Raw genomic sequence first — 20,811 nt, 5'->3', positions numbered from 1 at the left:
GGGACGCGCCGGGAACAGGAGGTTCCCGTCCAACTAATAGGAAGCTTTCCTTTTAATTAGCCAGAACGTAACCCGCGTCACAGTCCCCGTCAATGGGCGCTCAGGGAACGCCAGATCGGGCCGGGCAGAGTGGCCGCCGCCTCGTCCAGATCGAGGCCGGGCGCTCGCGCCAGGACACGCCTCGTCGTCTCCGCCAGAGGCCCGATGAGCAGCATCTCGATCAGGGCCGGCGGCAGGTCGGCGATCGTCCCGGCCGCGATGTGCGGCGCGAACCAGGCCGCCAGCCGGTCCATGCGCGGCGCCTTCCCGGCGGCGATGGCGGCGGCGTGCGGTTCGATGAGGGGCGCGGCGTGGATGAACCGGGCCCGCGCGGTCTCGTCGCGGGCGAAGGCGAGATAGGCGCGCACGATCGCGTGCACCCCCTCCTCCGCCGTGGACGTCTTCTCGACCGCCTCGATGAGGCTGGTGAGCAGGTCGTCCATGCACTCGGAGTAGAGCGCGGCGGCGAGCCCGTCGAAGCTGCCGAAGTGGTGGTAGAGGCTGCCCATGCTGACGCCGCTGCGGGAGGTCACCCCGCGCAGCGTGAAGTCGCCGTCGGTGAACGCCGCAAGGCCGGTGTCGAGCAGCCTGCGGATCGTGGCCTCGCCGCGGGCCTGCCTCACGCGACTCCCGACAGTTTCTCCGCCTGCTCCCACAGGCGCAGGCCCAGCGCGGGGTCGGTGGTCATCTCGATCTCGTCCCGTTCGTCGTAGTAGCGGCCGGACGTCGACTTCGCGGTCAGCGCGACCACGGGCTCGGCGCCCTGGGCGGGAGTCTTCCAGAATCGCTTGGCCACTTTGAGCAGCAGTCCGACCGGGCCTCCCCGTGCGCCCAGGCCGGTGTTGATGACGCCCGGATGGACGGCGTCGATCGTCAGCCCCCGGGCCTGCCAGCGCTCGGCGAACGGTCGCAGCGTCAGCACGTTGCAGAGCTTGGTGTCGGCGTAGGTGCGCAGCGGGTGGAAGTCCTTGCCGTAGGGAGTCCGGTCGGGGTCGGCCCTGCCCTTCACGTAGAGGCCCGCGCTGACCTGCACGACCCGCTTGAGGTGGCCTTCGAGCAGCCGGTTCAGGGTGAACGGGGCCAGGTGGTTGACCGCGAACGCCTCCTCCAGGCCGTCGGAGGTGAGGGTGAGCTTCGACGGCCACAGGCCGGCGTTGTGGACCAGCACGTCGATCTCCGGGCAGGCCGACCGCAGCCGCTCGGCCAGTGCCCACATGCCGGCCACGGTCGACAGGTCGCCCTGGACGAGGGTGACCTCGCCCGGCAACGACCGGACCGCCCGCTCTCCGGCGGCGGCGTCGCGGGCGACGACGACCACCCGATGCCCCTGCCGCGCCAGTTCGGCGCAGACGGCGTATCCGATTCCCCGGTTTCCCCCGGTGACCACCACGTTCATGGCCGCGAGCATAAATTAGAGCAATTCTTTAGAGCAAATCTCTAGATTCGGTGGAGGAGGCCGTCCACGGCCGAGAGCGCGAGCGTCTTGTAGCCGACCGAGTCGAAGAGCACGGTGATGCGGTCGGGGTCGGCGCTCATGACGATCCCGGTGCCCCAGGCGGTGTGCTCGACTTTGGACTGGACCGGGAAGGGGCCCTCGATCCTCGGCTGCGCGGGGAAAAGCCTGTTCTGTACGGGGGAAGGGCGGTCTTCGGCCTGCTCGGCCGCGCCTCGGCAGGTGTCGCAGGTGCCGCACGAGCGGCCGTACGGTTCCCCGAAGTACTCCAGGAGGAAACGGCGGCGGCAGCCGGTGGTCTCGGCGTAGCCGCGCATCATGTCGAGGCGCGACTCGTCGACGCGGTGCCGGACCTCGTCGAGTTCGACGGCCTTCTCGACCGCCTTCTCGGCGGTGAGGTCCTTCCGGGTCCAGCGCAGCTCGCCGGGGACCAGTGCGCCCGCGCGTTCCAGCAGGTTGGCCAGACCGGTCAGCCGGGTGGTGCTGATCTCCAGCAGGTCGCGCAGCTCTCCGGCCGGCACCAGGCCGCCGTGTTCGCGGACCAGGACCGCGATGCGCAGCAGCAGTTCGGGGTCGGCCCGGCCGCCGGTCTGGAATCTGCGCAGGCCCATGTCCTCGGGGCGGTAGAAGAGGATCGCCTCGGCCGGCTCGCCGTCGCGGCCCGCGCGGCCGATCTCCTGGTAGTAGGAGTCGGGCGACTCAGGCGGGCCCGCGTGCAGCACCCGCCGCACGTCGGGGCGGTCGATGCCCATGCCGAACGCGGAGGTGGCCACCACCACGTCCAGCTCACCGGCCGTGAACCGCGCGTGGGTGGCGTTGCGGTCGGCGGTCTTCAGGCCCGCGTGGTAGGGCTCGGCGCGCTTCCCGGCCAGGAGGGCGCAGTACTCCTCGGTGTCCCGGCGGGTCGGCACATAGATCAGCGTCAGGCCCTCGCTGTTCAGCGCGTGCTCGACGAGGGCCTTGCGGCGGTCGTCCTCGCCGGTGAATCTGCGCGCCGACAGGGTCAGGTTGGGGCGGTCGAAGCCGCGGACGAGCTCGACGGGGTTCCGCAACCCGAGCGAGCGCACGATCTCGGCCCGGACGTTCGGCGCCGCCGTCGCGGTCAGCGCCACCACCGGCGGGTGGCCGAGCTTCTCGATCACCTGGCCGAGCCGCAGATAGTCGGGCCGGAAGTCGTGCCCCCACGACGACACGCAGTGGGCCTCGTCGATCGCGATCAGCGACGGGCGGGCCGCCGCGAGCCGCTCCACCACCTCGGGCTTGGCCAGCTGCTCGGGCGACAGGAAGACGAACTCGGCCGTCCCCGCGGTGACCTGGTCGAGGCCCTTGTCGATCGACTGCGTGGAGTTGACCGCGACCGCGCCCGTGCCGGCCTTGAGCAGGCTCATCACCTGGTCGCGCTGTAACGCGATCAACGGCGACACCACGACCGTCGGGCCGTCGAGCAGCAGCGCGGGCACCTGGTAGACCGCCGACTTGCCGCCCCCGGTCGGCATCACCAGCAGCACGTCGCGCCCGGCGACCAGATGCCGCATGGCCTCCTTCTGGCCGGGACGCAGCCGCTGCCAGCCGAACACGCGGCGGGCGGTCGAGCCGAGCCGGAACCTCGCGAGCAGTCTCCTCATGGCCGCCCACTATGCCCGGCGGTGAGCGGTTCAGGCCGGGGAGAGGCGTCGATATGGCGTCGTTCAGGCCAGGCGGGGCGCGGTTCGTTCGGTGACCAGCGCCAGATCGGTCTCGACGGCGAGCGCGGTGGCCTGAAGGTGAGCCAGCAGACCGGGTCTGACCTGCCTGGTCGTGGCGACGTTGACGGCCGCGACGACCTGACCGGCCCGATCGTGGATCGGCACGGCCAGCGCCCGGAGCCCTTCTTCGAGTTCGTCGTTGACGATCGCGAACCCGTCGGCGCGGGCCTGGCGGATCAAAGCTCTCAGCGCGACGGGGTCGGTGACGGTGTGGGGGGTCAGCCGCGCGGTTCCGCCCAGGTCGGCGTCCTCCGCCAGCAGCACCCGGCCCATCGACGTGGCATAGGCCGGGAAGCGGGTGCCGACGGTGACGTCCACGCTCATGATCTTGTACGCCATCGCCCGCGCGACATATCGGATGTCCGTCCCGTCGAGCACGGCCACCGACGCCGACTCGCCCACCGCCCCGGCCAGCGCGGTCAGGTGGGGCGTGGCGATCTCGCCCAGCGACAGCGACGACAGCCGGGCGTAGCCGAGCTCCAGCACCTTCGGCCTGGCCACGAACCGGTTGCCGGACCGCCCCGCGTAGCCGAGTTCGACCAGGGTCAGCAGCGCCCTGCGGGCGGTCGCCCGCGCCAGGCCGGTGGCCTCGGCGATCTCCGACAGCGTGCCGCCCAGCGCGGTGAGCACCGCGAGCCCCCGGGCCAGCGACTGGACCGGGGTGTCGCCGGGGATGTCGATGGGGCTCGGCGGAGCCGGCCGGTGGGCGGCCAGCAGGTGTTCCATCCGGGCCGTGTCCAGGTGGGGGAGCGCCAGGTCGGCCAGCGACTCGACGGAGTGACGGCTGCCATGGGAGACCACGCTGACCGCGCAGGCCGCCCGGCCCTGAAAGCGCACCGGCACCGCGATCGCGATCAGGCCCGGCTCGATGAGCTGGTCGTCGCGGGCGTGGCCCCGGGCGAGCGCCTCTGCGGCCCGGTCGCGGAAGGCCTGCTCGCCCGCCACGTCGGGGGCCACCACGGTCTCGGGGCTGCCCGTCCGCCAGCGGGCCCAGCCTGCCTCGGTCCACTCGGCCGCCAGCAGTGCGCCCGCCGCGCAGCGTTCCGCAGGCACCAGGTCGCCCACCCGGAACGTCAGCGAGCGGCTGCGCCGCCGGGGGAGCTGGGTGACGAACCGGACCGCCGTCCCGTCGGCCACCGCCAGCGAGACCGACTCGTCGAGGGCTTCGGCGAGTTCTCGAACCTCCGGCCCCAGCGCGTCGGGGATGCCGCTGCCCGACAGATACGTGTTTCCGATGGTCAGGACGCGGGGCGTCAGCCGTACCGAACGATCGGGCCCGGAAGGACTGGCGAAGCCCGCCGCGACGAGAGTCGCCAGCACCCGGTCGACGGTCGAGCGAGCCATCCCGGTGGCGCGGGTGAGGTCGCTCGGACGGCACGGCTCGCCCGCCGCCATCGCCCGCAGCACGGCGAGTCCGCGCTCCAGAGGGTCGGTCATTGACACACGTCCAAACGGGGTAGCAGACTCCTGATCTATCGCAATTGCGAACAATAGTTCACCAGGCGAACAAGAGCCATCCGAGCAGGGAGAACATGGCGGAGATCCGTAGCCTGCGGGACGCGGTGGCCGAACTCGTGCACTCCGGCGACACCGTGGCGATGGAGGGTTTCACCCACCTCATCCCGTTCGCCGCCGCACACGAGGTGATCCGGCAGGGCGTGACCGACCTCACCCTCGTCCGGATGACCCCCGACGTCATCTACGACCAGCTCATCGGCATGGGCGCGGCCCGCAAACTGGTCTTCTCGTGGGGCGGCAACCCCGGCGTCGGCTCCCTGCACCGCTTCCGCGACGCCGTCGAGAACGGCTGGCCACGCCCCCTCGAACTCGACGAGCACAGCCACGCGGGCATGGCCAACCGCTACGTCGCCGGGGCCTCCCGCCTGCCGTTCGCGGTCCTGCGCGGCTATCGGGGGAGCGACCTCCCGTCCCGGTCGGAGACGATCTCGACGGTGGTCTGCCCCTTCACCGGCGAGGAACTGGCGGCCGTGGCCGCGATCAACCCGGATGTGACCGTGATCCACGCCCAGCGCGCCGACCGGAATGGAAACGTCCAGCTCTGGGGCCTGGTCGGCATCCAGAAGGAGGCCGCGCTGGCCGCCTCGCGGGTGCTCGTGACCGTCGAAGAGATCGTGGACGACCTCACACCGACCCCAGGCGCGGTCGTGCTGCCCTCATGGGCGGTCGACGCGGTGGCCGTGGCCCCCAACGGCGCCCACCCGTCCTACGCGGCCGGATACACGGTCAGGGACAACGACTTCTACCAGGCGTGGGACGCCATCTCCCGCGACCGCGACACCTTCCTGGGCTGGATGCGCGAAACGGTATTGGTGGCGTCATGACCTGGACTTCCGACGAGCTGATGACCGTCAACGCCGCCCGCGCGCTCGCCGGGGCCCGGACCTGTTTCGTCGGTATCGGCCTGCCCAGCGCCGCCGCGAACCTCGCGCGGCGGACCATCGAGCCCGGCCTGGTGCTCATCTACGAATCCGGCACCCTGGGCTCCAAGCCGTCGCGCCTTCCCCTGTCGATCGGCGACGGTGAGCTCGCGGACACGGCGGACGCGGTGGTGTCCGTACCGGAGATCTTCAACTACTGGCTCCAGGCCGGCCGCATCGACGTCGGCTTCCTCGGCGCCGCCCAGGTCGACCGCTTCGCCAACGTCAACACGACCGTCATCGACCGGGGTCCCGGCAGGCCCGAAGGGCGTCTGCCCGGCGCCGGTGGCGCGCCCGAGATCGCGGCGAGCTGCGGGAAGGTGCTGCTCGTGCTGCGTCACTCGACCCGGAACCTGGTCGGGAGGCTCGACTTCGTCACGACCGTCGGGCACGGCGACGGGCCGGGGTCGCGCGAGCGTCTCGGCCTGCCCGGCGCCGGTCCGGTCGCGGTGATCACCGACCTCGGGATCATGCGGCCCGACCCGGAGACCGCCGAACTGACCCTCACCGAAGTGCACCCCGGCGTGACCCCCGAACAGGCCGTCGCGGCCACCGGCTGGCCCCTCGCCGTCGCCGCCGACCTGCGGGTCACCGACCAGCCCACGGAGGCGGAGCTGACCGCGCTGCGCCGCCTCACCCAAGGAGCCCCTGATGCCTGAACCGCAGGACGTGATCTCCCGCGAGATCGCCGAACTGGCCGCCAAGTCCGACGGCGCCGACCACCCCTCGCGTGACTACCCGCCCTACCGCTCCAGCGGCCTGCGGCACCCCCACCGCCCGCTCGTCGCCCCGCCGGAGGCCTACGCCGAGCTGCGCGGGCCCGTCTTCGGCGCGAGCGACGTCACCCCGCTCGACGGCGACCTCACCCGCCAGCATCTCGGGGAGCCGCTCGGCGAGCGCATCACCGTGACCGGCCGGGTGCTCGACCGCGACGGACGCCCGGTCAGGAACCAGCTCGTGGAGGTCTGGCAGGCCAACGCCTCCGGCCGCTACCCGCACCTGCGCGACCAGCACCCCGCCCCGCTGGACCCCAACTTCACCGGCACCGGCCGCTGCCTCACCGACGCCTACGGCGGCTACACCTTCACGACGATCAAGCCCGGCGCGTACCCGTGGAAGAACCACGTCAACGCCTGGCGTCCGGCCCACATCCACTTCTCGGTCTTCGGTACGGCCTTCGCCCAGCGCCTCGTCACCCAGATGTACTTCCCGGGCGACCCCCTGTTCGCGTACGACCCGATCCTGCAGTCCGTCACCGACGAGAAGGCCCGCGAGCGTCTCGTGGCCGCCTACGACCACGACCTGTCCCAGCCCGAGTGGAGCCTTGGGTACAGATGGGACATCGTCCTCGACGGCCCGTCGGCGACCTGGATGGAGGAAGGCCGATGAGACCCACCCCCTCACAGACCGTGGGGCCCTTCTACGGATACGCGCTGCCGTTCCGCGACGGGGGAGACCTGGTGCCGTCCGGCCACCCGGGCGCGATCTCCGTCCACGGTTACGTCTACGACGGCGCGGGCGCGCCCGTCCCCGACGCGCTGCTGGAGTTCTGGCAGGCCGACGCCGCCGGGAACCTCGACGGCAGGCCCGGCTCGATGCGCCGCGACGAGGTCGACGGCTCCTTCGCCGGCCGCGACGGGGTGACCTTCACCGGTTTCGGCCGGGTGGCGACCGACCTCGACGGCCACTGGGCCATCCGGACCGTGCCGCCGGGCGAGGTGCCCTACATCGCGGTCTGCGTGTTCGCGCGCGGCCTGCTGCACCACCTGTACACGCGCGTCTACCTGGAGGACAGTGGCGAGGCGCTGCTGGCGTCACTGCCCGGCGACCGCCGGGCGACGCTGATCGCCGAGCCAGAACGAGACGGCGTGTACCGGTTCGACATCCGCATCCAGGGCGACGCGGAGACGGTCTTCCTCGACCTGGGCTGACCCCGGAGGTTCTCTTGATCGCGGCTGACGGCCTTCTGGGCCCGGCCTGGTCCGGCACCGCCGCCGCCGAGGCGACCGCCGACCCGGCCGTTCTCCGCGCCATGCTCGACGCGGAGTCGGCCCTGGCCCGCGCCCAGAACAGGCACGCCCTGGCCGACCAGATCACCTCGCTCGCTCAGACCGGGCCCGGCGGCGAGGGCCAGGCCCGGCAGGACGCGCCGCACGGTGAGGAGCCGGGCCTCAGGGTGGCCGCGCACAGCGGAGGGAACCCCGTCATACCGCTGGTCAAGGCGCTGCCCGAGGATGCTCACGACGGGGCGACCAGCCAGGACATCCTGGACACCGCGCTCATGCTGGTCGCCGCCCGGACGCGGCGGTTGATCCTGCTCGACCTCGGCGCGACGGCCGGGGCGCTGGAAGCGCTGGCCCGGGAGTTCCGGGACACCCCGATGCCCGGTCGCACCTTGACCCAGCATGCCGTCCCGACGACGTTCGGGCTGAAGGCCGCAGGGTGGCGGTCGCTGGTGCTCGACGCCTACGACCGGCTTGCCGCCGTGCACCTGCCCGCCCAGCTCGGTGGCGCCGGGGGCACGCTGGCCACGCTCTCGGTCCCGCTGTTGGAGCGGTTCGCGCGGGAGGTCGGGCTGGCGGCGCCGACGCTGCCCTGGCACGTGCTGCGCACGCCGGTCGCCGATCTCGCCGGTGCGCTGGCGTTCTGCTGCGGGGCGCTCGGCAAGATCGCGGCCGATGTCCTGGTGCTTTCGCGTACGGAGATCGGAGAGGTCACCGAGGGCGACGGCGGCGGCTCGTCGGCGATGCCCCACAAGAGCAACCCCGTCCACGCCACCCTGATCGCCGCCTGCGCCCGCCAGGCCCCCGCGCTCGCCGCCACCCTCTACGGGGCCATGGCCGCCGAGGACGAACGCCCCGCCGGTGCCTGGCACGCCGAATGGGAGCCGCTCCGCACGCTGCTCCGCCTGGCCGGGGGAGCGGCGTCACATGCCGTCGCGCTGACGGGCGGCCTCCAGGTCCACCCGGCCAGGATGCGGCAGAACCTGTCCATCACCGGCGGCCTGATCGTCGCCGAACGCGTCATGAATGAGTTGTCGCGAAAAATCGGTAAAAAGGCCGCGCGGGACATCCTTGAAACCGCTTCCCTTGATGCGGCACGGTTGCGTATGCCGCTCAGGCAGGCAATAGAGATCGCCTGTGCGAATGCCGACCGCGTCATCCGCCTCGATCGCGCCGTTTTCGACCCGACCGGCTATTCCGGTGCCGCAGGGGAACTCGTCGACCGAGCTCTCGACCGTCCCCTCAAGGAGATCGCCGATGTTGAACTTCCGCGTTGACGGCCCCGCGCAGGCCCCCGCCCTGCTCCTCGGCCCCTCCCTGGGCACCTCGCTCCGCGTCTGGGACGCGCAGGCCGCCACGCTCTCGCGCCACTTCAGAGTCATCCGGTACGACCTCCCCGGCCACGGGGGGTCGAAGGTCGTACCGGGAGCGACCTCGATGGAGGCCCTGGCCAAGCTCGTGATCGGCGTCGCCGACGCGACCGGCGCGGACGCCTTCCACCACGCCGGCATCTCCCTGGGCGGTGCGATCGGCGCCTGGCTGGCCCTGCGCCACCCCGACCGGGTGCTCTCCCTCACGATGGTCTGCTCCGCCGCCAAGTTCGGCACCGAGGAGAGCTGGCACGAACGCTCGGCCCTGGTCCGCGACCAGGGCACCCAGGCGCTCGAAGACGTCACCCGGGGCCGCTGGTTCACCGAGAACGCCGACAAAACCGCAGTTCAATCCATGATCGACGACCTTCTGTCCGCCAGTGACGAAGGCTACGCCGAGTGCTGCGAGGCGCTGTCGGGCTACGACATCCGTGCCGAGCTGGCGAACATCGCCGCCCCCACCCTGGTCATCGCCGGCCGCGACGACCCGGCGGTCCCGCCGCCCGTGGCGCGCGAACTGGCCGACGGCATCCCGGGCGCGACGCTCACCGAGCTCCCCGGCGCCGCCCACCTGGCCCCGGTGGAGAGGCCCGGCGCCGTCGTGGCCGCGATGCGCGCGCACCTGCCGCAGGTGGACGGCCAGGCCGTGCGCCGGGCCGTCCTGGGAGACGAGCACGTCGACCGGGCGACGGCGAACACCACCGACTTCACCGCCGACTTCCAGGACCTGATCACCCGCTACGCCTGGGGTGAGATCTGGACCCGCCCCGGCCTCGACCGCAGGACCCGCAGCTGCGTCACCCTGACCGCACTGGTCGCAGGGGGCCACCAGGAGGAGCTCGCCATGCACGTCAAGGCGGCCGTCCGCAACGGCCTCACCCCGGACGAGATCAAGGAAGTCCTCCTCCAGACCGCCGTCTACTGCGGAGTCCCGGCCGCCAACGCCGCCTTCGCCGTCGCCCAACGCACGCTACGGAGCCTCGAATGACCCACACCACGGTCGCGATCATCGGCGGCGGCCCGGCGGGCCTGCTGCTGGCCCGGCTGCTGCACAACTCCGGGATCGACTCCGTCGTGCTGGAGAGCCGCGACCGCGCCTACGTCGAACAGCGTCAGCGCGCGGGCATGCTCGAACAGGCGACGGTGGACGCCCTGAGGGAGTGCGGCGCGGGCTCGCGGATGGACCGCGAGGGACTCCCGCACCAGGGCATCGAGCTGCGGTTCGACCGCCGGGCCGTCCGCCTCGACTTCCCGGCCCTGACCGGCGGCAGCACCGTCATGATCTACGCCCAGACCGAGATCGTGAAGGACCTGGTCGCCCTCCAGCTCGACAAGGGCGACCCGCTGCTGTTCGACGCCCAGGCCACCGGCATCGGCGACGGCTACGTCACCTACCGCCACGAAGGCCAGGAGAAGACCCTGACCTGCGACTTCATCGTCGGCGCCGACGGCTTCCACGGCATCTCCCGGGCGCACGTCCCGGGCACGCGGATCTACGAGGCCGAATATCCCTACTCGTGGCTCGGCGTCCTGGCCGACGTGGCCCCCTCGACCGACGAGCTCATCTACGCCCACTCGCCGCGTGGTTTCGCGCTGCACAGCATGCGCTCCCCGACGGTCAGCCGCCTCTATCTGCAGGTCCCCAACGACACCGACCCGGACGACTGGTCCGACGACCGGATCTGGGACGAACTCGACCTGCGGTTCGCCGTCGACGACGACTGGAAGCTCGCCCGGGGGCCCATCACGGCCAAGGCCGTCACCCCGATGCGCAGCTTCGTCACCGACCCGATGCGCCACGGCCGCCTGTTCCTGGCCGGGGACGCCGCCCACATCGTCCCCCCGACGGGTGCCAAGGGCCTCAACCTCGCCGTGGCCGACGTGGTGGTGCTGGCGCAGGCGCTCGAACACTGGCGGCGTACCGGCAAGGACGACCTGCTCGACTCCTACGCCGACACCTGCCTCCGGCGGGTCTGGCGGGCCGAGCACTTCTCCTGGTTCATGACCACGATGCTGCACCTGACACCCGGCCAGTCGGAGTTCGACACCCGCCTCCAGCTGGCCCAGCTCCACCGCATCGCGACCTCGGAGGCCGCGGCGGCGGAGCTGGCGCTCAACTACACGGGAACGGTGTGATATACGCGCCGGTATACCGGCGCTCCGTACCGTTCAAGCATGATCAGAAAATTAGCCGCAGGCCTCGCCACGGCCGCAGCCGTCGCCGCCCTCCTCGCGCCCGCCCCCGCCCTGGCCGAGGTGTGCTCTTACGGCTTCTGCGGGTCGGTCAAGAACAACCTCCCGAGTAACTTCCACGTCAAGGTCGCGACGTTCGACGAGGGCTCGGAGATCTGCGACACCTACAACGCCGGTCGGATCAAGTGCAAGACCTACTGGTTGCCCAGTGGTCGATCCAGCAGCCAGATCGGGGTGAAGGACGCCGACGGCTTCATGGTCGAGCAGCAGTTCCGGGACGGCTACGTCAACGGCGTCCTGCTGTCCGGTGGCACCTGGGTCAAGATCCCGTCGTCGGCCGGGATCTTCTGCAGCATCCTGCGGGGGAGTCCCATCCCGAGCTGCCACGCCTGATCCTCACTCCGGCAGGAACGCGCACAGCAGCCGGTCGTCGCCCTCCTGCCACAACGTGCCGATCTCGGTGAAACCCGCCTTGTCCAGCGCGGTGACGTGGATGTCGAGGTGGAGCGACTCGAAGCCGTGGTGGGCGGCCATCTCGCGGCGCTTCTCGCGGTCGGCGTGCAGGGCGGTGAGCACCGGGTCCGCCTCCACCGCCGCCCACCAGGACGCCCAGTCCTCGGGGCGTCCTGCGGGGAAGCGCCGGTCGGTGGCACGGACGGCGAGGGCGCGTTCGAGCGCGGCCAGGCGGGTGTCGGCGGGGGCGCCGAGGTGGTCGCCGTTGAGGAACACCCCGCCCGGCCGCAGCACCGTGGACAGCTCCCGGTAGAGGGCGGTGAGGGGTTCTTCCGGGAGCCAGTGGAGCGCGGTCGTGCTGACGGCGGCGTCGGCGGGGCGAGGCAGGCCCGCGGCCGCGCTCCACCCCTCGGTGCGCAGGTCGGCGTCCACGAACCGGATGCCGTCGTAGGCGGCCTCTCCCAGCGCCATCAGCAGCGGGTCGGTGTCGAAACCGACCACCGTCGCGGCCGGCAGCCGCTCCTTCAGCCGGGCGCCGAGCGACCCGGGTCCGCAGCCGAGATCGAGGACGAGCGGATCGGACCGCCCGGCGGTCTCCACCACGGCGTCGACGAGGGTGTCGAAACGCGCTTCGCGGCTGGGCATGTAGCCCTCCTGCTGGCGGTCCCAGCGGTCGAGCCAGTGTCGGGCGTGGTCACGGCTGAGCGTCACGGCGTGCTCCTGATGTAACTGTCGTATAGGTTGTTGCCAGTTACCGTAACCACGAAGGATGTAACTGGTCAAGTGAACTTCAACAGTCACACCGATGCGGTCGTGGAGATGGCCGTCACCCTGGTGAACACGCTGACCCCGGGAGAGCGGCGGGGACGGCCCTATGCCGTGCCGCGGAAAGAGGAGCTGTCCGCCGAGCTGGGACATGACCTCACCGAAGACGACGTGGCCGAGTTGTCCGGCTACGCCGCCGAGCTGCGGGTCGCCTTCTCCGGCGACCTCGACCGGGCGTGTACGACGATCAACCGCCTTCTGGCGGCCACCGACGCCCGCCCTCACCTCACCGGTCACGACGGCGAGCCCTGGCACCTCCACTTCCACGGGGCGGGTGGCACCTGGGGCGGCAACTGGACCGCGTCGTGCGCCACCTCGCTGGCGATCGTGCTGGGCGGGGAGTTCCACGATCGTCTGGGGGTGTGTACGGCCGATCGGTGCGACCGCGTCTTCGTGGACGTCTCACGGAACGGCACGCGTCGCTTCTGTTCCACGGCGTGCCAAAATCGTACGAAAACCGCTGCTTTCCGCGCCAGGACGTGATTTTTCGTCATTCCGGCGTGGTAACGACGACAGGAACGTTCCCTAAAGGGCGATACCGTCGATGCATGCGACTTGGTGTCCTCGATGTCGGTTCCAATACGGTGCATCTGCTCGTCATGGACGCGCACCGGGGGGCCCGGCCCCAGCCGGCGTTCTCCCACAAGGTCGACATGAGGCTCGCCGAACACATCGACGACCACCACCTCTCCGCCGAGGGCGCATCCCAGCTCACCGCCTTCGTCGAGGAGGCATTGCAGTTCGCCGAGGACAAGGGCTGTGAGGACCTGGTGGCCTTCGCCACCTCCGCCGTCCGCGAGGCCCGCAACGGCGAAGAGGTGCTCGCCGCGATCAAGGGTCAGACCCAGGTCGACATCCAGGTCCTCTCCGGCGCCGACGAGGCGACCCTCACCTTCCTGGCCGTCCGCCGCTGGTACGGCTGGTCGTCGGGCCGCCTGCTGGTCCTCGACATAGGCGGAGGCTCGCTGGAGATCGCCTCCGGCATCGACGAGGCCCCCGACGCCGCCGTGTCGCTGCCGCTGGGCGCCGGGCGGCTGACGCGCGACTGGTTCACCCAAGACCCGCCCTCGCCGGAGGAGATCCGCGCCCTGCGCCGCCACATCCGGACCGAGATCGGCCGCCGCGTCGGCGACGTGACCCGCTACGGTCCGCCCAACCATGCCGTGGCGACGTCCAAGACCTTCAAGCAACTGGCCAGGATGGCCGGCGCCGCGCCGTCGAGCGAGGGCTCCTACGTCCGCCGCAACCTCACCCACGAGGCGGTCTCCACCTGGGCGGCGCGGATGGGCGAGATGTCGACCGACCGCAGGGCCGCGCTGCCGGGGGTGTCGCCGGGCCGGGCGGGGCAGCTGCTGGCCGGGGCACTCGTGGCGGATGCGACGATGGATCTGTTCCAGGTGCCGACGCTGGAGATCTGTCCCTGGGCGCTGCGTGAGGGTGTGATCTTCCGACGGCTCGACGGCCTGGGGGGTTCTGACCTCGCCCCTGAGTAAGGAATGAGAATGGCCATTACGGGCAAAACGGCCGCATGATCGAGCTACTAGGTGTCGCCGCCATGCTCGTCTCGATCCTCGCGATGGCGATCGCGGCAGTGTTCATCGTCTCGGTGCTGATGATTCTGGGCCTGGCCCTGATGGCACTGAGCACGTTCCTGCCCAGCCGCCGCGTTCATCGGGAAATATCCGGACACCACTTACCACGCGCTGGAAACAGTAAGTTCTGGGGGAGCCGACCTGACAGGAGATCCGGTGAGCAACCCCAAGATCGACACAACCGTCCCCCATTCGGCCCGGATGTGGAACTACTGGCTGGGCGGCAAAGACCACTACGAAGTTGACCGCGTCGCCGGCGACCAGTTCGCCGAGGCGTTCCCCGACATCGTGGCCATCGCCCGGTTGTCGCGCTACCTGCTGTCCCGGGTCGTCCGCCACCTGAGCGTCGAGGCCGGGGTCACCCAGTTCCTCGACATCGGCGCCGGTCTGCCCACCGTCGACAACACCCACGACCTGGCCCAGCGGATCAACCCCGCCGCCCGGGTCGTCTACGTCGACAACGACCCCCTCGTGCTGGCCCACGCCCGCGCCCTCCTGGTCGGCACCCCCGAAGGCCTGACCGGCTACATCGACGCCGACCTGCGTGACCCCCAGCGCATCCTGGCCGGGGCGGAGAAGTCGCTCGACCTCGACCGCCCGGTGGCGCTGATGCTGATGGGCATCCTCGGCTACATGACCGACGCCGACGGGCCCGGGGAGATCGTCCGGACCCTCATGGACCCGCTCCCCTCAGGCAGCTACCTGGTCATCTGGGACGGCTCCAACGTGGTCACGGGCGAGGCGCTCGACAAGGCCCAGGAAGACCTCAACGACGGTCCCGCCGCGCCCTACACGCTGCGGAACAAGGAGGAGCTGGGCAGCTTCTTCGACGGCCTCGACCTGATCGAGCCGGGGATCGTGCCGATCACCCAGTGGCACCCCGACCCCGACCCCTTCGGCCCGCCCTCGCCCGTCGACGCGCTGGTGGGCGTGGCCCGTAAGCCCTAGAGGGCGTCCATGCACCCCCGCAGGATCTCGGTCGTCGAGGAGGCGGGCTCGGCCTGGGCGGCGGTCTCGTTGAGCAGGTGCAAATACGGCTGGACCTCGGCGCGCTTGGTCAGATACTGCGCGTCGGCCAGCCGTTCCAGGTAGACGACGTCGGGCAGGGCGCTCTGCGCGAACCGCAGCAGGGTGACCGGCCCGATGCCGCGCGAGACGTAGCTGGAGTCGAGCGGGACGATCTGGACGGTCACGTTCGGCAGCCGGTTCATCTCGTCGAGGTGGCGCAACTGGGCCCGCATCACGCTCGCGCCGCCGACCACGCGCCGCAGCGCCGCTTCGTCGACGACCGCCCACAGCTTGGCCGGGGTCGCGCCGGCCAGGATCCGCTGGCGCTGCATCCGCAGTTCGACCCGCCGGTCGATCTGGACCTTGTCGTGCATCCGGTGGGCGTGGGAGACGACCGCGCGGGCGTAGTCGGGCGTCTGGAGGAGCCCGGGGACGAACTGGATCTCGTAGGTGCGGATCAGATCCGCGTCCGGCTCCAGGCCGAGGCAGGCCTCGAACCATGAGGGCACGATGTCGCGCAGCGGATGCCACCAGCTGGGCTCGTTGGCCCGCCCGGCCAGAATCATGATCGCCTGCCGCTCCTTGTCATCGATGACGCCATAGAAGGTCAGCAGATCGGCCACGTCACGCGGCTTGAAGGTCGCCTGTCCCGTCTCCATGCGGCTGATCTTCGAGGCGGAGGCCCGGATGACGAAGGCGGCGTCGTCGCGGGTGATCTCCCGCGCCTCGCGCACCTCCCGCAGCTGCGCGCCGACGAGCAGCCGCAGGGCGGTCGGCCCGGGAGTCCGGAGATCCTGGCCGGCTCCGTGAACAGGCATTGCGTGAGCTCCCAGATACTTGCCGACACGAACGGACCCGGCGATAGTGCCATGCGAATTCTCCCATGGCACGGCGTTTCCCGGCATTGTCCAATGACGCCGATGATCTGGCCATACCAATAATGTGCATTTTCTCGTCCTATATCCAACCTATACAGATATGGCCGTAAATCCTCAATGTGGAGTTTCGCCTGCTCGGCCCCGTAGAAGTCCTCGACCGCAGTGACGCCGTCCCGCTCGGCGGGGTCAAACCCCGGACCCTGCTCGCCGCGCTGCTGCTGGAAAACGGCCACGTCGTGCCGACCACCCGGCTGATCGACGTCGTCTGGCCCGACGACCCGCCCGACAGCGCGCGGGCCACCCTCCAGACCTACGTCAAAACCCTCAGACGCTCCTTCTCCCGGTACGGCTCCGCCGAGGTCATCCTCACCCGCGCCCCCGGCTACCTGACCCAGGTCCCGGACGGCTCCCTCGACACCGCCCGCTTCCACGACCTGGTCACCCGCTCGCGGAAGGCGGCGACACCGCAGGAGACGGCCGGGCTGCTCGACGCCGCCCTGGCCCTGTGGCGCGGCCCCGCGCTCGCCGGCCTGGAGGAGAGCCTGCTGGCGGGGGAGGCGGAGCGGCTGAACGAGCTCCGGCTGGCCGCCACCGAGGAGCGGATGGCCGCCGGGCTCAGCCTCGGCCAGCACGGCCGCCTGGTCTCCGACCTGGCCGCGCTGCTCGGCCGCCACCCGGCCAACGAACGGCTGCGCGCCCAGTACATGACCGCCCTCTACCGGCTCGGCCGTCAGTCGGACGCGCTGGCGGTCTTCCGCGAGGGCCGTGACGTACTCGCCGAGGAACTCGGCGTCGACCCGGGCCCCGCGCTCACCGAACTCCACCACGCGATCCTGCGCGGCGACCCCCGGCTCCAGAGCGGCGAATCGCCCCGGGCGGTCCCGGCGCAGGTGCCGCCCGCCCCGGCCGACTTCACCGGCCGCCACGCCGAGACCGCGCGGCTGACCGCCGCGCTGGTCACCGGAACCGTGCAGGTGATCGCGGGGCGCGGCGGCTCCGGCAAGTCGGCGCTGGCCGCCCACGTCGCGGGCCAGGCCGCCGGGGCGTTCCCCGACGGCCGCCTCTACGCCGGACTGCGCGGGCTGGGCGAGACCCCGGCCGACCCTGGCGAGGTGCTCGGCCTGTTCCTGAAGGCGCTGGGCGCCGAGCCGGTGCCGGAGAGCCCGGCGGAGCGGGCCGAGCTGTTCCGGCGGCTGACGGCCGGGCGGCGGCTGCTGGTGCTGCTCGACGACGCCGCCGACGAGCGGCAGGTCCGGCCGCTGCTGCCGGGGGGCTCGAGCGGAGTGCTGATCACCTCGCGGAACCGTCTGGGCGGGCTGAGCGGCGTCAGCCGTACCGACCTGGACGTCCTGGACCCCGGCGAGGCGGTCGAACTGCTGGACCGCATCGTCGGCGCCGGCCGGGTCGCGGCCGAGGAGCCGGTCGCGCGCGAGATCGCCGAACTGTGCGGGCGGCTGCCGCTGGCGCTGCGCATCGCCGGGGCGCGGCTGGCCACCCGGCAGCGCTGGCCGCTCCGGCTGCTGGCCGACCGGCTCGCCGACGAACGGCGGCGTCTGGACGAGCTGGCCATCGCCGACCTGGAGGTGCGCGCCGGATTCGAGCTCAGCTACCGGGCGCTGGACCCGGCCGCCCGGCGGGCGCTGCGCAGGCTCGGCCACCTCGGCACGCCCGAGTTCGCCCCCTGGGTCGTCGCCTGGCTCACCGGCGAATCCGGCCAGGCCGCCGAGGGCACCGTCGAACGCCTCGTCGACGCCCAGCTCGTCGACTTCGCCCGCGTCGACGGCCTCGGCGCGCCGCGCTACCGCGTCCACGACCTGGTCCGCATCTACGGCCGGGAGCGCGCCGACGTGGAGGAGACCGCCGAGGACCTGAAAGCGGCCGTCGGCCGGGTGCTCGGCGGCTGGCTGACCCTCGCCGACCAGGTCGCCGCCGACGCGCCCTCCGACGAGATCGCCCGACCCCGCCCCGCCGCCATGGCCACCCCGGTCTCCGGCGAGCTGGTCGCGCGGGTCGTGGCCGCGCCGCACGACTGGTTCGACTTCGAGCAGACCGCCCTGGTCACCGGCCTGGAACGGGCCGCCGCCCTCGGCCTGCACGAGGTCGTCTGCGCGCTCGCCTCCGCCCGCCTGGGCCCCTCCTTCCTGGGCGTCAACCGGTTCGTCTCCCGCGAACGCATCACCCGGGCCGCCCTGGCCGCCGCCCGGCACGCCGACGATCCCCACGGCGTGGCGGCGATGCTGGCCGAGCTCGGCCGGCTCCGCTACGACCAGGACCGCTTCGCCGAAGCCCGCCAGGTCCTCGACGAGGCCCTCGCCGTCTTCCGCGACCTCGGCGACCAACGGGGCCAGGCGGTCGCGCTGGCCACGCTGGGTGTGATTTGCCGGGAGACCGGCCGCCTGGTGGAGGCGCTGCACTTCCTCGACTCGGCCCGCCCCCTGCTGGGCGACGACCCCGCAGCCCTCCACCCGCTCCGCCTCGCCGCCTCGGTGCGGCTCGAACGCGGCGACTTCCCCGCCGCGTGGGCCGGCCTCCAGAGTTGCCTGTACGGCTACCGCCAAGCGGGCAGCCTCAGGGGCGAGGCCCTGACGCTGCGCACGATGAGCCTGCACCACCGCGCCACCGGCGACCATGAGCAGGCCGTCGAGACGGCGGAGGCCGCCCGCGTCATCTTCGCCCGCCTCGGCGACCCCCTCCTGGAGGCCTACTCGGTGCGCGCCCGCGCCAAAGCCGAACTCCGCCTGGGCCGGATCGCCGTCGCGCTGCCCGCCCTGGAAGAGGCCCTCTCGGTCTGCCAGGCCATGGGCGACCGGTGGGGCCTGGCGGCGGCCCTGCGCACCCTCGGCGAACTCCACCTGGCCGCTGGCCGGCTCGACGACGCCGAGGCCTGCCTGACCACCGCCCTCCAGGTCTGGGACGAACTCGAGGTGCTGGTGTGGAGAGCGCGTACGGAAAGAGATCTGGCCCTTCTGCACGAGGCCAGAGGCGACCATGACGCCGCACGGGCGGTCCGGAACCGGGCCCTGAAGGTCTTCCACGACCAGGGCGCCCGCGAATTCCGGGAAATGAGCTGAAACCGGCCGGTCCGCGGGCTTCCACCGAAGTTCCAGCGGACCGGCGCAACCTTCCAGATGTCACCGGACATCATCTGGAAGGGCACCACGACATGCGACTTCTCTCCGGCTCCCTCGGCGTCCTGACCGCCATGGCGATAGGCCTCACCGGACTCACCCTGACCACCGCCCCGGCGCACGCCGACTCGGTCGCCGGCGGCCAGATCACCCGATCGGAGGTGCTGGCCCGCGCCCAGAACTGGGTCGACCGAGGGGTGCGTTACAACCTCACCCGGTATTCCAGCACCCTGACCACCGACGCGGACGGCGCCCACCGCTACGGCCCCGACTGCTCCGGCCTGGTCTCGATGGCCTGGCACATCACCGCGAACTCCGGCAAGGGCGGCAACAGCACCGACGACTTCGCGTCGTGGAGCGGCAAGCACTTCCTCGGCAGCCTGCACGACCTGAAACCCGGCGACGCCATCCTCACCGACGGCCACATGGAGCTGTTCGCCCGCTGGAAGGACGCCGGCGACCACACGAAGGGCGCCTGGACCTACTCGCTGAACGGCGGCCCGGACCCCGACGGCGACGGCTGGCGCGACGACTGGGCCAAAGGCCCGACGCCCAACTCCCGGGGCAAGGTCGGCGACGAGTCGTGGTCGAGCATGACGGCGAACTACCGCCCGATCCGGTACAACAACATCGTCGACGACACGGTCACCCCGTCCCGCCCCCTGATCGACCCGCAGGCCCGCCGCCTGGTCGACTTCGACGGCGACGGCAAGCCCGACTTCCTGGGCCTCGGCACCTCGGGCGACGACCTGTGGTTCATCCAGAACACCAGCACGCCCGGTGCGCTGTCACGGGGCGGCAGCACGCGGCTGTCGACCGGCTGGAAGACCGTCACCAAGTACTGGCTGACCGACTACGACGGCGACGGCAGGCAGGACGTCCTCGGCCTCAACGGCACCGACCAGATGTTCGTCTGGCGCAACACCAGCTCTCCCGGCGCGCCGTCGCTGGCGGGCTACGTCAGCCTCGGCGCGGCCTGGAGCACCCTGACCAAGCTGGTGATCGCCGATTTCACCGGGGACGGGAAGGTCGACATCGCGGGCTTCGACGCCGGCACCGCCGACACGTTCTGGGTCGTCCCGAACACCTCGACCGCCGGGAACCCCTCGCGGGGCAACAGCCTCCAGATGTCCTCCGGCTGGAAGACCGTGACCCGCTTCTGGGTGGCCGACTACGACGCCGACGGCAAGACCGACCTGCTCGGCCTCAACGGCACCGACCAGATGCTCGCCTGGCGCAACACCGCTTCCGGCAACACGCCGTCGTTCGCGCCCTACGCCGACCTGGGCTCGGCGTGGTCGACCCTGACGAAGATCGTCATCGGCGACTTCACGGGTGACGGGAAGGTCGACCTGGCGGGCTTCAACGCGGGCAGCGCCGACGCGTTCTGGGTCGTCCCCAACACCTCCACCGCGGGGAACCTGTCGCGGGGCGCCAGCTTCCAGGTGTCCACGGGTTGGCAGACGGTGACGGAGTTCCTGGTCGCCGACTACGACAAGGACGGAAAGACCGACCTGCTCGGCCTCAACGGCACCGACCAGATGCTCGCCTGGCGCAACTCCCCGGCCGGCGGCCGCCCGGTCTTCGCCCCCTTCACCGGCCTCGGCGCCGGCTGGTCGACCATCGGCCACATCCCCACCGCCCAGTAACCCGCCGCAACGGAAACCTCAGCCGCCCGGTCACCCC

General features: G+C 71.4%; 19 protein-coding genes. 13 read left to right on the top strand and 6 right to left on the bottom strand.

Features of this window, described 5'->3' with window-relative positions:
* Positions 1-89: 89 nt before the first annotated feature.
* The 4 genes from AW272_RS25610 to AW272_RS25595 all read right to left on the bottom strand — a co-directional run bounded on the left by AW272_RS25610 (position 90) and on the right by AW272_RS25595 (position 4,674).
* Positions 90-662 (bottom strand): TetR/AcrR family transcriptional regulator, encoded by a 573-nt coding sequence (locus AW272_RS25610; RefSeq protein ID WP_066370056.1) that lies wholly within the window; start codon positions 660-662, stop codon positions 90-92.
* Positions 659-1,435, bottom strand: a complete 777-nt coding sequence (locus AW272_RS25605) for an SDR family NAD(P)-dependent oxidoreductase (protein ID WP_218011056.1) — start codon at positions 1,433-1,435, stop codon at positions 659-661. The genes AW272_RS25610 and AW272_RS25605 overlap by 4 nt, the downstream gene beginning before the upstream one ends.
* Positions 1,436-1,476: 41 nt before the next feature.
* Positions 1,477-3,117, bottom strand: a complete 1,641-nt coding sequence (locus AW272_RS25600) for a RecQ family ATP-dependent DNA helicase (RefSeq protein WP_066370053.1) — start codon at positions 3,115-3,117, stop codon at positions 1,477-1,479.
* Between the two features lie 63 nt (positions 3,118-3,180).
* Positions 3,181-4,674: an IclR family transcriptional regulator domain-containing protein gene (locus AW272_RS25595; RefSeq protein ID WP_066370051.1), complete on the bottom strand. Its 1,494-nt coding sequence runs from the start codon at positions 4,672-4,674 to the stop codon at positions 3,181-3,183.
* 95 nt (positions 4,675-4,769) lie between these two features.
* On the opposite strand from AW272_RS25595, the gene AW272_RS25590 reads away from it, so the two are divergent.
* From AW272_RS25590 to AW272_RS25555, 8 genes are read left to right on the top strand one after another with little or no spacing between them, the layout of a single operon-like run.
* Entirely contained in the window at positions 4,770-5,579 is an 810-nt protein-coding gene (locus tag AW272_RS25590) for a CoA transferase subunit A (RefSeq protein ID WP_066370049.1), read from the top strand.
* Positions 5,576-6,334 carry a CoA-transferase subunit beta gene (locus tag AW272_RS25585; protein ID WP_066370046.1) on the top strand — a complete coding sequence of 253 codons (759 nt, stop codon included), beginning with the start codon at positions 5,576-5,578 and terminating at the stop codon, positions 6,332-6,334. The genes AW272_RS25590 and AW272_RS25585 overlap by 4 nt, the downstream gene beginning before the upstream one ends.
* A complete protein-coding gene (gene pcaH, locus AW272_RS25580; protein ID WP_066370044.1) occupies positions 6,327-7,064 on the top strand; it encodes a protocatechuate 3,4-dioxygenase subunit beta in 738 nt (245 codons plus the stop codon). The genes AW272_RS25585 and pcaH overlap by 8 nt, the downstream gene beginning before the upstream one ends.
* Positions 7,061-7,606 carry a protocatechuate 3,4-dioxygenase subunit alpha gene (gene pcaG / locus AW272_RS25575; protein ID WP_066370040.1) on the top strand — a complete coding sequence of 182 codons (546 nt, stop codon included), beginning with the start codon at positions 7,061-7,063 and terminating at the stop codon, positions 7,604-7,606. The genes pcaH and pcaG overlap by 4 nt, the downstream gene beginning before the upstream one ends.
* Before the next feature lie 14 nt (positions 7,607-7,620).
* Complete coding sequence (locus AW272_RS25570; protein ID WP_066370037.1) at positions 7,621-8,955, top strand: lyase family protein; 1,335 nt, start codon at positions 7,621-7,623, stop codon at positions 8,953-8,955.
* Positions 8,936-10,036, top strand: a complete 1,101-nt coding sequence (gene pcaDC / locus AW272_RS25565) for a bifunctional 3-oxoadipate enol-lactonase/4-carboxymuconolactone decarboxylase PcaDC (RefSeq protein ID WP_066370036.1) — start codon at positions 8,936-8,938, stop codon at positions 10,034-10,036. Before AW272_RS25570 ends, pcaDC begins: the two co-directional genes overlap by 20 nt.
* Entirely contained in the window at positions 10,033-11,184 is a 1,152-nt protein-coding gene (locus AW272_RS25560) for a 4-hydroxybenzoate 3-monooxygenase (RefSeq protein ID WP_066370034.1), read from the top strand. The genes pcaDC and AW272_RS25560 overlap by 4 nt, the downstream gene beginning before the upstream one ends.
* Positions 11,185-11,223: 39 nt before the next feature.
* Positions 11,224-11,634: a hypothetical protein gene (locus AW272_RS25555; RefSeq protein WP_066370030.1), complete on the top strand. Its 411-nt coding sequence runs from the start codon at positions 11,224-11,226 to the stop codon at positions 11,632-11,634.
* A gap of 3 nt (positions 11,635-11,637) precedes the next feature.
* Here the strand turns inward: AW272_RS25555 and AW272_RS25550 are convergent, their stop codons facing one another.
* On the bottom strand, positions 11,638-12,405 hold the full coding sequence (locus AW272_RS25550) for a class I SAM-dependent methyltransferase (RefSeq protein WP_066370027.1): 768 nt from the start codon (positions 12,403-12,405) through the stop codon (positions 11,638-11,640).
* 72 nt (positions 12,406-12,477) lie between these two features.
* Between AW272_RS25550 and AW272_RS25545 the strand changes: the two genes are divergently transcribed.
* From AW272_RS25545 to AW272_RS25535, 3 genes are all read left to right on the top strand, one after another.
* Positions 12,478-13,002 (top strand): CGNR zinc finger domain-containing protein, encoded by a 525-nt coding sequence (locus AW272_RS25545; RefSeq protein ID WP_066370025.1) that lies wholly within the window; start codon positions 12,478-12,480, stop codon positions 13,000-13,002.
* 65 nt (positions 13,003-13,067) lie between these two features.
* Complete coding sequence (locus AW272_RS25540) at positions 13,068-14,012, top strand: Ppx/GppA family phosphatase (RefSeq protein ID WP_066370023.1); 945 nt, start codon at positions 13,068-13,070, stop codon at positions 14,010-14,012.
* Between the two features lie 255 nt (positions 14,013-14,267).
* Positions 14,268-15,059 (top strand): SAM-dependent methyltransferase, encoded by a 792-nt coding sequence (locus tag AW272_RS25535; protein WP_275527316.1) that lies wholly within the window; start codon positions 14,268-14,270, stop codon positions 15,057-15,059.
* Here AW272_RS25535 and AW272_RS25530 read toward each other — a convergent pair.
* Complete coding sequence (locus AW272_RS25530) at positions 15,056-15,937, bottom strand: helix-turn-helix domain-containing protein (protein WP_066370017.1); 882 nt, start codon at positions 15,935-15,937, stop codon at positions 15,056-15,058. The genes AW272_RS25535 and AW272_RS25530 overlap by 4 nt on opposite strands.
* A 179-nt stretch (positions 15,938-16,116) precedes the next feature.
* Between AW272_RS25530 and AW272_RS25525 the strand changes: the two genes are divergently transcribed.
* Together AW272_RS25525 and AW272_RS25520 are read left to right on the top strand one after the other, a co-directional pair.
* Positions 16,117-19,068 (top strand): AfsR/SARP family transcriptional regulator, encoded by a 2,952-nt coding sequence (locus AW272_RS25525; RefSeq protein ID WP_066370013.1) that lies wholly within the window; start codon positions 16,117-16,119, stop codon positions 19,066-19,068.
* Between the two features lie 92 nt (positions 19,069-19,160).
* A complete protein-coding gene (locus tag AW272_RS25520) occupies positions 19,161-20,774 on the top strand; it encodes an FG-GAP repeat domain-containing protein (RefSeq protein ID WP_066370011.1) in 1,614 nt (537 codons plus the stop codon).
* The last annotated feature ends 37 nt before the right edge of the window (positions 20,775-20,811 follow it).

The organism is Herbidospora mongoliensis (genome assembly GCF_001570545.1).
Classification (GTDB): domain Bacteria; phylum Actinomycetota; class Actinomycetes; order Streptosporangiales; family Streptosporangiaceae; genus Herbidospora; species Herbidospora mongoliensis.
The sequence above is the reverse complement of the archived record's forward strand: the minus strand, read 5'-3'. Positions and strand labels throughout refer to the sequence as shown.

Excerpts from the sequence above, each read along its gene's own strand:
- AW272_RS25605 (WP_218011056.1), bottom strand. The coding sequence starts at position 1,435 with ATGAACGTGGTGGTCACCGGGGGAAACCGGGGAATCGGATACGCCGTC.
- AW272_RS25600 (WP_066370053.1), bottom strand. The coding sequence starts at position 3,117 with ATGAGGAGACTGCTCGCGAGGTTCCGGCTCGGCTCGACCGCCCGCCGC.
- AW272_RS25595 (WP_066370051.1), bottom strand. The coding sequence starts at position 4,674 with ATGACCGACCCTCTGGAGCGCGGACTCGCCGTGCTGCGGGCGATGGCG.
- AW272_RS25590 (WP_066370049.1), top strand. The coding sequence starts at position 4,770 with ATGGCGGAGATCCGTAGCCTGCGGGACGCGGTGGCCGAACTCGTGCAC.
- AW272_RS25585 (WP_066370046.1), top strand. The coding sequence starts at position 5,576 with ATGACCTGGACTTCCGACGAGCTGATGACCGTCAACGCCGCCCGCGCG.
- pcaH (WP_066370044.1), top strand. The coding sequence starts at position 6,327 with ATGCCTGAACCGCAGGACGTGATCTCCCGCGAGATCGCCGAACTGGCC.
- pcaG (WP_066370040.1), top strand. The coding sequence starts at position 7,061 with ATGAGACCCACCCCCTCACAGACCGTGGGGCCCTTCTACGGATACGCG.
- pcaDC (WP_066370036.1), top strand. The coding sequence starts at position 8,936 with ATGTTGAACTTCCGCGTTGACGGCCCCGCGCAGGCCCCCGCCCTGCTC.
- AW272_RS25560 (WP_066370034.1), top strand. The coding sequence starts at position 10,033 with ATGACCCACACCACGGTCGCGATCATCGGCGGCGGCCCGGCGGGCCTG.
- AW272_RS25555 (WP_066370030.1), top strand. The coding sequence starts at position 11,224 with ATGATCAGAAAATTAGCCGCAGGCCTCGCCACGGCCGCAGCCGTCGCC.
- AW272_RS25540 (WP_066370023.1), top strand. The coding sequence starts at position 13,068 with ATGCGACTTGGTGTCCTCGATGTCGGTTCCAATACGGTGCATCTGCTC.
- AW272_RS25530 (WP_066370017.1), bottom strand. The coding sequence starts at position 15,937 with ATGCCTGTTCACGGAGCCGGCCAGGATCTCCGGACTCCCGGGCCGACC.
- AW272_RS25520 (WP_066370011.1), top strand. The coding sequence starts at position 19,161 with ATGCGACTTCTCTCCGGCTCCCTCGGCGTCCTGACCGCCATGGCGATA.